Origin of the sequence: Citrobacter sp. RHBSTW-00986, from assembly GCF_013783065.1 — a bacterium.
Lineage (GTDB): Bacteria > Pseudomonadota > Gammaproteobacteria > Enterobacterales > Enterobacteriaceae > Citrobacter > Citrobacter braakii.
Genome location: NZ_CP056200.1, coordinates 1,847,586 through 1,861,019 on the forward strand (window position 1 = coordinate 1,847,586; position 13,434 = coordinate 1,861,019).

Sequence of the window (13,434 nt, forward strand, 5' to 3'; positions counted from 1 at the left end):
GTAGCGCTGTGGGGAAGACAGGTAAAGAAAAACGCCGGGCGACAGCGTGGCGTTACCCGGCTGAGCGAGTCATTATCAGGTTTTATCTTTAATCGTCTGACTTACACCATTGGTCTTAACTGAAGCAATACCGGTCTCGCGCGACTGTTCATTCGCATACAGTTGACTGCTACCAATAATCTGGTGGTTTGCTGCTTTCAGATTGAAATGCAATTTGCCATTAGCTGCCGTTTTTTTCTCGTAACGCTCGGCCAGAGGGCTGTTAGCCTGGACAGATGCGATCCCTTTTTCTGCCGCGCCTTTTGTCGTGTAAAGCTCACTGGTAAGGATCGTTTCCCCGTTTCCAGCCTTAAGAACAAAGCGGTACTGATCATCGCTACTCTTGCTTAATTCAAACCAACCAGCCATATGAACTCCTTGATTAAAGTTTTATATCAAACAGTTATTGACGACAGTGTTGCCACAAAGAGTATGAGCGATATTTGGAGAGTTGCTAGTCAACAGAACTCCACGAAGCCGCGGAGTCCTGCAGGACGGGAGTGTTTACGCAATTCGACAGGCGTCGGCTTCCCAGCGATACCCTACGCCATAGACCGCGCGGATAAACGACTGCTCCGCATCCAGCGATTCCAGCTTGCGTCGCAGGTTCTTGATATGGCTGTCGATGGTTCGGTCGGTAACGACACGGTAATCGTCATAGAGATGATTGAGCAACTGTTCACGGGAGAACACTTTTCCCGGTTCATGCGACAACGTTTTGAGTAAGCGAAATTCAGCAGGCGTTAAGTCGAGCATTTTCCCACGCCAGGACGCCTGAAAACGACCTTCATCGACGATCAACGGGCTGTCAGCATCCATCTGTTGCAGTTCGCGCTGCGGCTTGCAACGGCGCAGAATCGTCTTTACGCGAGCAACAACTTCACGCGGGCTGTAGGGTTTGCAAATATAATCATCCGCACCGATCTCCAGCCCCAGCAGGCGATCAATTTCTTCTATCTTGGCGGTTACCATCATGATGGGGACTTCAGAGAATCGGCGGATTTCCCGGCACAGAGTCAGGCCGTCGGTACCAGGCAGCATCAGATCCAACAAGATCAGATCGGGCGGCGTCTGACGCACGTAAGGAAGAACCAGATCGCCGTGGCTGATGAGCGTAGGAGCGTAGCTTGCCGCGCGCAGATAGTCGATAAGCAGTTGCCCCAGCTTGGGCTCGTCTTCCACGATCAGAATACGCGGCGTGTTTTCATCAATGGGTAGCTCAGTCATACATCTCTCTGTAAATCGCGTTCCAGCGGTAATGTTACTGTAATGCTCACCCCGCCAAAAGGCGAATGGGCGGCGCGAATCAGACCATTATGCGCCTGTACGATATTGACGCAAATTGCCAGCCCCAGCCCGGAACCACCGCTGGCACGGTTACGCGAGCCTTCGGTGCGATAAAAGCGTTCAAACAGCTTCTGTAACTGGTCGTCACTTACGCCGGGAGCGGAATCAGCGAAGGTTAATAAAACCATACGCTCGCGTTGTTCGGCGCTGATGTGCAGCCCGCCGCCGCTGTCGGTGTAGCGCAGACTGTTTTCCAGCAGATTGTTGAACAACTGCATCAAACGATCCCTGTCGCCAAATACCGTCATGCTGTCCGGGAGTGAAAGTTGTATCGTCAGTCCACGGCTGGCAAAGCGTTCACGAAATGCGCCACTTGCCACTTCCAACAGCGGGATGAGATCCAGCGATGTTTTCTGGTAGGCCAGCGCGCCTTCATCGGACATGGAGAGCTGATGCAGATCGTCCACCAGCTTGGTGAGCGTACCCACTTCAGCTTGCAAAGAGGCAACGGAGTCAGGGGTGAACTGGCGTACGCCATCCTGAATGGCCTCCAGTTCACCGCGCAACACCGCTAACGGCGTACGCAGTTCGTGAGAAATATCGGCCATAAAGTCACGACGCATCTGCTGGTTTTTTTCCAGCGTACTGGCAAGCTGGTTGAAGTCCTGCGCCAGCTTGCCCAGCTCATCCGTACTGGTCGGCGCAACGCGAGTGGTGAAATCGCCAGCCGCCAGTTTGTGCGTGCCTTCCACTAACCGCTTGACCGGGGCCAGCAGGCTGCGCGCCAGCGTAAACGTTGCCAGCGCCGCCAGGATCGTGGAGAGCGCGACGATGAGCCAACTGGAACGTCTTTGCTGCATGTCGAAATTGATATCCGTATTGCGCGTTAAGCGTTCCACGGGAGAGGCAATCACGGCACCGACTTCGCTACCGTTGACGCGGATCGGATGGCGCATACCGTCACGGGGGACCGGAGCACGCGGACCGACCAGCACGCGGGCATTTTGGTCGACAACCCAAAACTGCGTACGCCAGCCGTGCGGCGGCATGCCGGGGCCGGGTTTATCATCGTCGTTGTCGTGTTCAAAAGAACGCAGGATCTGAAAAACAAACCGATCGTTATTGCGTAAGAATCGCCAGTTGCCGTGCTGTTCATACTGCTCGCTTAATGCGTCGCTGAGCATTTGCAGCCGCTGTTCGTTACCGTGCTTGATATAGTCAATAAAACCGCGTTCGAAGCTTATGCGTACGGCCCAGTGCATGCTGATCAGCAATACGATGCAGGTGGCGAAAATCGCCAGAAACAGTTTGCCGGTGATACCGGGCCGCCAGAACTTCATCAGGTGCTCCTTTTGCGCCGTGAAATCACCGCGTTGGTTTGCGTGTCGTTCGGCACGCGGGCAAAAATAATGGCGGGCAGCGCGATAATGAATGCGATGCACAGCCAGGTATACATAAAGACGGTATGCGTACTTCCGCTGTCGATGACGCTATGCTGCTGACCGAACATGCCTAGCAGCAGTCCCGCGATGGTCACCCCGATACTCATCGACAGCTGCATGATCATTGACAGCAGGCTGTTACCACTGCTGGCGAGATCGTCAGGCAGGTCTTTTAACGTCAGGGTGTTCATGGATGAAAAGCGCGTTGAGTTGACCATTCCCTGTAAGAACAGTACGAAGGGCAGGGCGTAATACCAGCCGAGCAGCGCGGTGGTCATCAGCAGCAGACTGACCAGCGACAGGCCAAGCGTTGTAGCGACAAGTACGCGACGGTAGCCAAAGCGATTAACGACCTGCACCACAATGCGCTTCATGCCCATACTGCCGAGCACCATCGGGATCATCATCAGCCCGGCATGAAAGGGCGAAAAACCGAGGCCTATTTGTAAAAACACCGGCGTCATAAACGGCAGCATACCGCTACCGATGCGTCCGGCAAAACTGCCGAAAAGACCCAGCGAGAAGGTCGGTGTGCGAAACAGATTCAGGCTGAACAGCGCGCGTGGATTACGATGGGCGTGTTTCAGATACAGCGCAATAGCCAGCACTCCGCAGATAACCAACGCTGCCAGCGAGATACTGGAGATGCCGGTTCCTTTACTGCCATCAAGTGCCAGCGTCAGTACCGCCATGCCGACTGCCAGCATCGCAAATCCGGAGAGATCGAAGCGTCGGGTTTGCATGGTGTAGTTGGGCATCAGCATTAACGTCGCTATCGCGCCGACAATACCAACCGGAATGTTAATCAAAAATATCCAGTGCCAAGAGGCGTACTCAACCAGAATACCGCCTAATGCCGGTCCCAGTAGCGGGCCAATCTGACCGGGCAATGTGACAAACGTCATCGCCGCCATATATTGCTCACGCGGGACGATTTTCATCACCGTTAGCCTGCCGACCGGCACCATCATCGCACCGCCAACGCCTTGTAAGACGCGCGCCATCACCAGTTCGTTGAGTGTGCTGGACCCGGCGCAAAACAGCGAGCCAAGCGTAAACAGGATGATGGCGGTGAAGAAGATATTACGCACGCCAACTTTGTCCGCCAGCCATCCGCTGGCGGGCAGCATCACGGCAACGGTTAAAACATATGACACAATGACCATATGCATGTGTAACGGGCTTTCCCCGAGGCTTGCCGCCATCGAGGGAAGCGCAGTATTCACGATGGTGGTATCCAGCGACTGCATAAAAAAGCCGAATGCCACAATCCAAAGTTGCCAGCGGGTGCTGTCGGGAAGTTCTGTCATAACTCTGCTACCGGTTTGCTGTTTTTACGCGAAAAACGCAGACGCAGACGGTCGAAAAAGAGATAGACCACAGGCGTGGTGTACAGCGTCAGGAGTTGGCTCACGACCAGCCCGCCGACAATGGTTATCCCCAAAGGTTGACGTAGTTCAGAGCCATCCCCGGCGGATAACACCAGCGGCAGCGCGCCAAACAACGCCGCCAGCGTGGTCATCATGATTGGGCGAAAGCGCAGCAGGCAGGCCAGGAAAATGGCTTCTTCTGGCTGCAGCTTGCCGTTTCTCTGCGCTTCCAGCGCAAAATCGACCATCATGATGGCATTTTTCTTCACAATGCCAATTAATAGCATTATCCCTATCAGGGCGATTAGGCTGAACGGGGCATTGAACAGCTCCAGCGCCAGCAAAGCCCCGACGCCAGCTGAAGGTAGCGTGGAGAGAATGGTCAGGGGATGAACATAGCTTTCATACAGCATACCCAGAACGATGTAGACCGTGGCGATGGCGGCGATAATCAGGATCACCTGTGAGTTCATGGTGTCCTGAAATACCTGTGCCGTGCCGGCAAAGCTACCGCGAACTGTGGAGGGGACGCCGAGCTGGGTCATGGTTCTGTTGATAGCCTCTGTCGCCTCTGACAGTGAAGAACCTGTTGGCAGGTTAAACGACACGGTTGAGGCAGCGGACAAGCCCTGATGGTTTACCGACAGCGGGGCATTCGCCGGCTGCCATTTGGCAAAGTACGATAATGGGATTGCCTTACCGTCATTGTTGATGACGAACATTTTATCCAGCGCGCTGATGTCCTGGGTGTAACGTCGATCGACCTCCATCACCACTTTGTACTGGTTCATCGGCTGATAAATAGTTGAAATTTGCCGTTGTCCAAAAGCGTTGTTCAACAGGCTGTTAGCGGCTGCAACGTCGATCCCCAGACGAGACATGGTGTCGCGATCGTAGACCAGGTTCATTTCCGCGCCATTGTCCTGCTGATCTGAGTTGACATCCGCCAGTTGGGGCAGGGCGGCAAGCGCCTTACGGATCTTCGGTTCCCACTCGCGCAGTGCCGCCAGATCGTCGGAAAGCAATGTGTATTGATAGCTGGCATTGGCCTGGCGACCGCCGACGCGAATATCCTGCACCGCCATCAGAAACAGATTCGCGCCAGGCTCTTTTGCAAGCGCGACGCGCAGGCGGTCGATCACCTGCTGAGCGGTTTCACCGCGCTCATCGCGTGGCTTGAGGGTGATAAACATCATCCCGCTGTTAACCCGGGAACCGCCGGTAAAACCGGTGACGTTATTCACCGCCGGGTCGTCGCGGATGATCTTCATAAAGTCCTGCAGTTTGCCGCGCATCGCCTGGAAAGAGATGCTCTGGTCGGCCTGAATCCCCCCCATCAACACGCCCGTATCCTGCTCCGGGAAGAAGGTTTTGGGGATGGAAATATAAAGCCAGATATTCAGCGCAATGGTGCCAAGTAACACCACGCCAACCAGTCGCGTATGGCGCAGCACCCATTTAAGCGAAGTGCCGTAACTCTGTTGCAGTGCCACCAGCACACGACCAAAACCCCGTTTACGAGACTGTTCACGCGGGGCGCTGGATTTGAGCATCCAGCCACACATCATTGGCGTCAATGTCAGCGACACCAGCAGCGAGATACCGATAGCAACTGACAGCGTGACGGCAAATTCGCGCAGCAAGCGCCCAGGCAATCCGCCCATTAACAGCAGCGGGAGGAACACCGCTACCAGCGACAGGCTCATTGAGAGCACCGTGAATCCCACTTCGCGCGTACCCTGTAGCGCCGCCTGCAGTGGCTTCATTCCCGCTTCCAGGTGGCGGGCAATATTTTCCAGCACCACGATCGCGTCATCAACGACAAATCCCGTGGCAATGGTCAACGCCATTAATGACAGGTTGTTCAGGCTGAATCCGCACAGATACATGGCGGCAAAGGTACCGATCAGCGAGACCGGAACCGCTACCGCAGGGATCAGGGTCGCGCGCCCGGAGCGCAGGAAAACAAAGACCACCAGAATAACCAGCGCAACGGAGATAATCAGCGTCTGTTCGACTTCCTCCAGCGAGGCGCGAATGGTCGGTGAACGGTCCTGGGCAATTTGTAGATCGATGGCGGCCGGGACCAGCGTTTGTAACTCCGGTAATTTGGCCCGAATGCTGTCTACCGTCTGAATAATATTGGCTTCTGGCAGCTTGCGGATCATCAGCAGGATAGCCGGTTTTGCGTTGGTCATCCCCGCGTTACGTACGTCCTGCACCGAGTCGCTCACAGACGCAACATCGCCCAGCCGCACCGCAGCGCCGTTATTGTAGTGGATGATAATCGGCTGGTACTCGGCGGCGGTTTTCAGCTCATCGTTGGTTTGTACCTGCCAGCGATGGGTATCATTCTCGATAGCTCCCTGCGGCTTACGCACATTGGCGTTAGCAATCGCGCTACGCACGTCGTCCAGCGACACCCCCTGATTAAACAGCGCTTGCGGATTAAGCCCTACGCGCACGGCAGGCAGAGAGCTGCCCCCAACATCGACGTCACCCACGCCGTCGATTTGCGCGATGGTCTGTGCTAATTGAGTTGATGCGAAATCGTACAGCTCACCCTGCGAGTAAGTGTCTGACGTGAGCGTCAGGATCATGATTGGCGCATCGGAAGGGTTGGCTTTGCGGTACGTGGGGCGGCTTGGCATGCCGCTGGGTAGCAGGCTTTGCGCTGCGTTAATCGCGGCCTGAACATCCCGCGCCGCGCCATTGATGTCACGGTCGAATTTGAATTCTAGAATAATGCGCGTACTGCCAAGGGAACTGCTCGAGGTCATTTCGTTCACGCCCGCGATGCGCCCCAGTGAGCGCTCCAGCGGGGTGGCTACCGAAGACGCCATCGTTTCAGGGGAAGCGCCGGGTAATGATGCGCTGACCATGATCACCGGGAAATCCACCTGCGGCAGCGGAGCTACCGGCAGCAGACGAAAGCCCAGTATCCCGCACAGGGTGATGGCCACCGAAATGAGAATGGTCGCCACCGGACGATGAATGAAAAGCGCGAAAAATTTCATCTACGCTTCCTCTTCCTGACGCGGGAAGCGGCTTTTCACGTACAGCGACAGACGGTCAAACAGCAGATAAATCACCGGGGTGGTAAACAGGGTTAATACCTGGCTTACCAGCAGACCACCGACCATACCAATACCTAATGGACGACGTAATTCGGCCCCCACGCCGGTACTTAACATCAGCGGCAACGCACCGAGCAGTGCTGCCAGCGTAGTCATCAGAATCGGGCGAAAACGCAGCAGACAGGCCTGGAAAATAGCGTCGCGTGGGGTCATGCCCTGTTCGCGCTCCGCGGCAAGGGCGAAGTCGATCATCATGATGGCGTTTTTCTTGACGATACCGATGAGCAAAATAATGCCGATAATCGCGATGACGTCCAGTTCACTGCCGGCAATCATTAACGCCAGGAGGGCGCCGACGCCCGCCGTGGGTAGCGTGGAGAGAATGGTAATCGGGTGAATAAAGCTCTCATACAGCACGCCGAGGACGATATACATCGCGACAACCGCAGCCACAATCAACCAGATGGTATTACCCAGCGCGGCCTGGAAAGCGAGCGTACTGCCCTGGAACTGGGTGGTAATATTTGCTGGCAGATTGAGCGTTTTTTCGGCATCCAGAATTGCCTGCACCGCATCGCCCAGCGAATGATCGTCCGGTACGTTGAACGAGATGGTGGTGACCGGGAACTGATCGAGGTGGTTAATCGACAGCGGAGCGAAACGCTGTTCAATGCTGGCGATTGCGCTGAGCGGAACCACGCCGCCGTCGCTGCTGGTCAGACGGATAGTGTCCAGTGCAGCAAGCCCCGGCGTACTATTGGTGTCATGCTCCAACACGACGCGATACTGGTTGGCCTGGGTGTAGATGGTTGAAATCAGTCGCTGGCCGAAGGCGTTGTACAGGGCGTTATCGACATCCGCCATGCTGATGCCTAAACGGCTGGCGCTATCGCGATTGACGTTCACATACGCCACCAGCCCTTGGTCCTGCCAGTCGCTACTGACATCGGACAGTTGCGGTAGCTGGTGTAGTTTTTCTAACAGCTGTGGAACCCAGGTGCTGAGGGCATCAAGGGACGTTGCTTGCAGCGTAAACTGATATTGCGTCCGGCTGACCTGGGTATCAATCGTCAGGTCCTGGGTGGGCTGAAGATAGAGATCAACGCCGGGTACTCTGTCAACCGCGTCCTGTAGGCGTGCGATCACTTTCTGCACGCGATCGTCGCGATCGTCCAGCGGCTTAAGGTTGATTTGCAGACGCGCGCTGTTCAATGCCGGATTAGTACCATCCACGCCGACAAAAGCGGTCAGGCTCTCGACCGCCGGATCTTGAAGGATGACATCGGAAACCTGGCGCTGGCGCTGGGCCATGCTGGCAAATGAACTGGACTGCGGCGCCTGCAGCGTACCCTGGATGATGCCGTTGTCCTGGATTGGGAAGAACCCTTTGGGGATAAAGACCCATAACATAACGCTCAGTGCCAGCGTGCCGAGCGCCACGCCCAGCGTGAGCCACGGATGGTTCAGCACTTTTGCCAGCCAGTGACCGTACCCGGCAATGACGCGATCGAACATACGCTCCGAGGCGCGGGAGAAGCGGTTCTGCTTACGCAACGAGGCCTGATTAAGCATGCGCGCGCACATCATCGGCGTGAGGGTGAGCGAGACGACGGCGGAAATCAGAATTGCCACGGCCAGCGTAACGGCAAACTCGCGGAATAATCGGCCAACGATATCACCCATAAACAACAGTGGGATCAGCACGGCGATTAGCGAAAATGTCAGAGAGATGATGGTAAAACCAATCTCACCAGCCCCCTTCAGGGCGGCAGTCAGCGGTTTTTCGCCTTTTTCGATATAGCGAGAAATATTCTCGATAACCACGATAGCGTCATCCACTACGAATCCTGTCGCGATGGTTAGCGCCATTAGGGTCAGGTTATTGATGGAGAAATCAAGAAATACCATCACCGCGAAGGTGCCGATGAGCGACAGCGGAACGGCGACCGCAGGAATAATCGTCGCCGGAATATTGCGCAGGAACAGGTAGATGATCATCACCACCAGCGCAATCGCCAGCATTAGCTCAAACTGGGTGTCTGCAACGGACGCACGAATATTGGTCGTACGATCCGAAAGCACGCTGACCTTAACTGATTTGGGCAGGCTTTCGGTGAGCTGCGGCAGCATTTGACGGATACTGTCTGCCGTGGAGATGATGTTCGCCCCAGGCTGGCGCTGAACATTCATCACAATGGCTTGTTGCTTATTGGCCCATGCGCCCAGCCAGCTATTTTCTGCCCCTTGTTCGACGGTGGCGACATCGCCCAGACGAACCGGCGCACCGTTTTTATAGGCAACAATGAGCTGGCGATATTCGTCTGCGGACTGCATCTGGTCGTTGGCGGAAAGGGTGACAGCACGCGTTGGGCCATCAAGACTCCCTTTTGCCGAATTGACGTTAGCCCCGGTAATGGCTGTACGGATGGTTTCGCTGGTCAGACCGAGTGCGGCAATAGCCTGTGCGTTAAGCTTCACGCGGACCGCCGGTCGTTGCCCGCCGGAAAGTGTTACCAGACCGACACCGGAAACCTGAGAGATTTTCTGCGCGACGCGGGTTTCGACCATATCTTCCACCTGCGTCATCGGCATGGCGCTGGACGTGACCGCCAGCGTCATGATCGGTGGATCTGCCGGGTTTACCTTGCTGTAGACCGGCGGGTTGGGCAGATCGCCCGGTAATAAATTGGTGGCGGCGTTAATCGCAGCCTGAACTTCCTGCTCGGCAACATCCAGCGGCAGCGTCAGTTGAAACTGCAACGTGACGACCGATGCGCCGCCGGAACTTTGCGAGGACATCTGTTTTAAGCCGGACATCTGTCCGAACTGACGCTCAAGCGGCGCGGTTACCGCCGAGGTCATGACGTCCGGGCTGGCGCCCGGGTACAGCGTAACGACCTGAATCGTGGGGTAATCGACTTCCGGTAAGGCGGCGATCGGCAGGAAACGATAACCGATAATACCGGCAAGCAAAATCGCGACCATCAGCAGCGTGGTGGCGACAGGTCGCAGAATAAACAGGCGTGATGGCCCGCCTGTGTTGTGCGGAGGTAACACCTGCATCAGGAGTTAGCTCCTTTTTTGCCGTATCCGCGGGGCGCAGTTTTCTCATCCTGAGCAGAGGCGTCATGCGCCTCTACGACTTCTACTTTTGCGCCTTCCGTCAGGCGGTCAATACCGTCGGTTATGACCCGATCGCCTGCGGACAACCCGGCGGCGATCACTACTTTTTGGCTATCCTGAATACCTGGTTTAACCAGATGTTTGCTCACTTTATTCTCGCTGTTCAGCACCCAGACAAAATGGCCCTCATTGCCCATCTGTAGGGCGGCCGTTGGGATCACCACGGCGTTTTGTTCCGTGTCGACCAGCATGCGGGCGTTAACGAACTGGTTAGGGAATAAAGCATCATCCTGATTGTCAAAACGGGCTTTAACTTTGATGGTTCCGGTCGTGGCATCAATCTGATTATCGAGACTGAGCAGGACGCCTTCGCTCAGTTTTTGCGAATTGGTTCGGTCCCAGGCTTCGACCTTTAACGGAGTCCCCGATTTTTGCGCCCGCAACACGGTGGCAATGTCGTTTTCAGGCAAGGTGAATATCAGGTCGATAGGATGGGTTTGCGTAATGACGACGATTCCGGTGGTATCGCCGCTGGAAATTTGGTTACCGACGTCGACCTGCTTCAGACCGACACGCCCCTCTACAGGCGCGGTTATCCGACTCCAGTCAAGCTGCAATTGGGCGCTGGCGACGCTGGCTTCATCGGCTTTGATTGTCCCTAATGTTTCATTTACCAGCGCCTGCTGGGCATCCAGCTCCTGGCGGGAGACCAGATTAGTTTTCACCAGCTGTTGATAGCGGGCAAGATCGCGACGGGCATTTGCCAGCGTGGCTTTATCTTTTGCCAGTTGGCCCTGCGCCTGAGCCAGAGCAACTTTGAACTGGCTGGGATCTATCTCTGCCAGCAGGTCGCCGGCTTTTACCTGCTGTCCTTCCTCGAAGTGTAAGGCAATGAGCTGACCATCCACCCGGCTACGTACCGTGGCGGTATTTGCGGCAGTAATGGTACCCAGTCCTGTCAGGTAACGCGGAACGGCTTCCATGGCGGCGGTGGCAGCCTGAACGGGAGCCAACGGCCCGGAGCGCATTCCACGCCGTCCCGAACCTGGCGTGTGCTGCGCTGGTTTGGTCGCGCCCGGTGCGTTTTCCTGGGCGTCGTTACGGCTTTGCCAGAACCAGATGGCGGCGACGGTGGCCACAACGATCGCGATTGCTATCACCCAGCGGGATTTTTTACTGCCTTTCATTGTTATAAGTTTCTCATCCTGAAACGATTCGCGGAATGATACTAGTTTAGCCAGCGAACAAGGGAGAAAAATGGAGGAATTATGAAACACTGTCGGGATTCGTCTGAATGCCGATGCGGCTTTGCGAAGCGTTACGCAACAATCGGTGGTGAAAATAGTGAATACGTGATTGTGCGTAAGAGTGCTGACAAGGCAAAAAGGAGGAGAGCCAGAGATTTCAGCGGAACGCTGGTACGGAAAAGCCCCTCCCGAGGAAGGGGCCAAAATAGGGAAAGGGTTATGATGAAGCAGGTCATCATCCTGGTGATACTCTTAGTGATTAGCTTACCGGCTTACTAAGACACCAGGGGGAGGGGAAGCCCTCCCTAACCCTCACTCCTGAAATTAAGCCACAGCAATGGTGATGTCAATACGCGTACTTTTCAGCATGCGAGCCGCTTAGCGGAAAACAACGTCAGCCCAGCGGGCCAGTCCGGCAGTAACGGAACCGAAATCATCACCCCCCGCGATCGGAATCCCGGGAAGTTGCTGGGTGAGGGCTTTTTTAATCAGCGGCGAACGCGCGCTACCGCCGGTCAGGTAAATCACGTCCGGTTTTTCCTGCGCGTTTTCCAGCGCCAGTTGAACCTGCTCCAGAATGCGCGCCAGGGGCTGATTGAGCGCAGCTTCCAGCCCGTGTTGACTGATATCGGTTGCCAGCGTGTTGCTGATAAACGGTATCGCCGCCGTCACAATGGTCTGATCGGAAAGCGCGATTTTGCTCTCTTCTGCGCTGCGCACCAGGCGATAGCTCAGACGCTCGCGGCAGACTTTAAGCAGTAGGGCGACTTTATCGGCTTCTTTCGCGTCGCGGACAAGATCGTTGAGCAAGCGACCGTTGGCGCTACTGTAGAAGTCACTTTGCGCGGGAACATCGTTGATCGCGACCGCGTTCCACCAGGGCAGAATAGGTAAGGCGATCCCTTTTTCCGTTTCCCCCCCCATACCGAGCAGCGGCATCAGATGTTTAAACGCCAGCGCAATATCCAGATCGTTCCCGCCAACGCGGCAGCCGCTGTGCCCCAGCAGGCTGTTTTCGCGATCGGCGCGCTGATGCCATTGCGGCCCCATCAGCAGCAGTGAACAGTCGGTTGTACCCCCGCCAATATCCACCACCAGCACGCGTTTTTCTTCCTGCAGCGTGGCTTCGTAATCCAGACCAGCCGCTACCGGCTCGTACTGGAAGACGACATCCTGAAAACCGGCGCGTTTAGCCGCACGTTCAAGAATACCCTGCGCCTGGGCGTTGGCGTCATCGCCCCCTAACCCCTGGAAGTTGATGGGACGACCAATAACGGCCTGGGTGATGGCTTCCGGCAACTGATTTTGTGCCTGGTTGCGTATGTGCAGCATCATCGCGCAGACCAGATCTTCAAACAGCGCAACCTGCTGCGGCTTCAGACCGCTGGCACCCAAAAATGATTTTGGCGATTTAACGAAATACACCTCTTCCGGGTCTTCAATATATTGACCCAGCGATGCCAGACCGAACTGCACGCTGTTGGCGTTAACGTCGATGTCTTCTTCGCGGTTATAGCGCATCGCGCGGCGAAGCAGCGCCTGCGTTTCGTCGTCCGTGGTTGGGATGTCGTGATGGCGATACAGCCACTCGCTGACCGCTTCGCGAGTTGGCGCGCACAGCATTGAAGGCAGAAGCGTGCTGTTATTTTCCATTTTGAGCAGGTGAGGCTGCCCGTCACGCATAACGGCAACTGAACAGTTTGCCGTACCGTAGTCAAAACCAATAAACACCGTAAAAATCCCCATGCCAGTGAAGAAGGGGCGTGACTTTAACGAAATGTTGACGCTCCGACAACTGGAATATGAAAGCAAGGCGCATCGATTGAATACCGTTTATGCTGTAGGTTTG

General features: G+C 55.6%; 9 protein-coding genes. 1 reads left to right on the forward strand and 8 read right to left on the reverse strand.

The genetic code is table 11. The annotated features are described in order from the left end of the window. Positions 1-75: 75 nt before the first annotated feature. From HV345_RS08980 to HV345_RS09010, 7 genes are all read right to left on the reverse strand, one after another. Positions 76-408, reverse strand: a complete 333-nt coding sequence (locus tag HV345_RS08980; RefSeq protein ID WP_016153608.1) for a YegP family protein — start codon at positions 406-408, stop codon at positions 76-78. 135 nt (positions 409-543) lie between these two features. Further along, positions 544-1,266 carry a two-component system response regulator BaeR gene (baeR, locus tag HV345_RS08985; protein ID WP_019077149.1) on the reverse strand — a complete coding sequence of 241 codons (723 nt, stop codon included), beginning with the start codon at positions 1,264-1,266 and terminating at the stop codon, positions 544-546. Continuing rightward, a complete protein-coding gene (gene baeS / locus HV345_RS08990) occupies positions 1,263-2,666 on the reverse strand; it encodes a two-component system sensor histidine kinase BaeS (RefSeq protein ID WP_016153606.1) in 1,404 nt (467 codons plus the stop codon). The genes baeR and baeS overlap by 4 nt, the downstream gene beginning before the upstream one ends. Continuing rightward, entirely contained in the window at positions 2,666-4,078 is a 1,413-nt protein-coding gene (locus HV345_RS08995) for an MFS transporter (protein WP_016153605.1), read from the reverse strand. Before HV345_RS08995 ends, baeS begins: the two co-directional genes overlap by 1 nt. Beyond that, positions 4,075-7,155, reverse strand: coding sequence for a multidrug efflux RND transporter permease subunit MdtC (gene mdtC / locus HV345_RS09000; RefSeq protein WP_181636518.1), 3,081 nt, complete (start codon positions 7,153-7,155; stop codon positions 4,075-4,077). Before mdtC ends, HV345_RS08995 begins: the two co-directional genes overlap by 4 nt. Beyond that, positions 7,156-10,278 carry an MdtB/MuxB family multidrug efflux RND transporter permease subunit gene (locus tag HV345_RS09005; RefSeq protein WP_181636519.1) on the reverse strand — a complete coding sequence of 1,041 codons (3,123 nt, stop codon included), beginning with the start codon at positions 10,276-10,278 and terminating at the stop codon, positions 7,156-7,158. It lies immediately after the preceding gene. Beyond that, entirely contained in the window at positions 10,278-11,525 is a 1,248-nt protein-coding gene (locus HV345_RS09010) for an MdtA/MuxA family multidrug efflux RND transporter periplasmic adaptor subunit (RefSeq protein ID WP_047414001.1), read from the reverse strand. Before HV345_RS09010 ends, HV345_RS09005 begins: the two co-directional genes overlap by 1 nt. A 279-nt stretch (positions 11,526-11,804) precedes the next feature. On the opposite strand from HV345_RS09010, the gene HV345_RS26210 reads away from it, so the two are divergent. Continuing rightward, positions 11,805-11,864 (forward strand): type I toxin-antitoxin system Ibs family toxin, encoded by a 60-nt coding sequence (locus tag HV345_RS26210; RefSeq protein WP_109017525.1) that lies wholly within the window; start codon positions 11,805-11,807, stop codon positions 11,862-11,864. A gap of 99 nt (positions 11,865-11,963) precedes the next feature. Here HV345_RS26210 and yegD read toward each other — a convergent pair whose 3' ends face one another. Then, the gene (yegD, locus tag HV345_RS09020) at positions 11,964-13,316 is read right to left on the reverse strand and encodes a molecular chaperone (RefSeq protein WP_181636520.1); all 1,353 of its coding nucleotides are present in this window, start codon (positions 13,314-13,316) and stop codon (positions 11,964-11,966) included. Between the last annotated feature and the right edge of the window lie 118 nt (positions 13,317-13,434).

Coding starts and splice junctions, on each gene's coding strand:
- HV345_RS08980 (WP_016153608.1), bottom strand. CDS start 408: ATGGCTGGTTGGTTTGAATTAAGCAAGAGTAGCGATGATCAGTACCGC.
- baeR (WP_019077149.1), bottom strand. CDS start 1,266: ATGACTGAGCTACCCATTGATGAAAACACGCCGCGTATTCTGATCGTG.
- baeS (WP_016153606.1), bottom strand. CDS start 2,666: ATGAAGTTCTGGCGGCCCGGTATCACCGGCAAACTGTTTCTGGCGATT.
- HV345_RS08995 (WP_016153605.1), bottom strand. CDS start 4,078: ATGACAGAACTTCCCGACAGCACCCGCTGGCAACTTTGGATTGTGGCA.
- mdtC (WP_181636518.1), bottom strand. CDS start 7,155: ATGAAATTTTTCGCGCTTTTCATTCATCGTCCGGTGGCGACCATTCTC.
- HV345_RS09005 (WP_181636519.1), bottom strand. CDS start 10,278: ATGCAGGTGTTACCTCCGCACAACACAGGCGGGCCATCACGCCTGTTT.
- HV345_RS09010 (WP_047414001.1), bottom strand. CDS start 11,525: ATGAAAGGCAGTAAAAAATCCCGCTGGGTGATAGCAATCGCGATCGTT.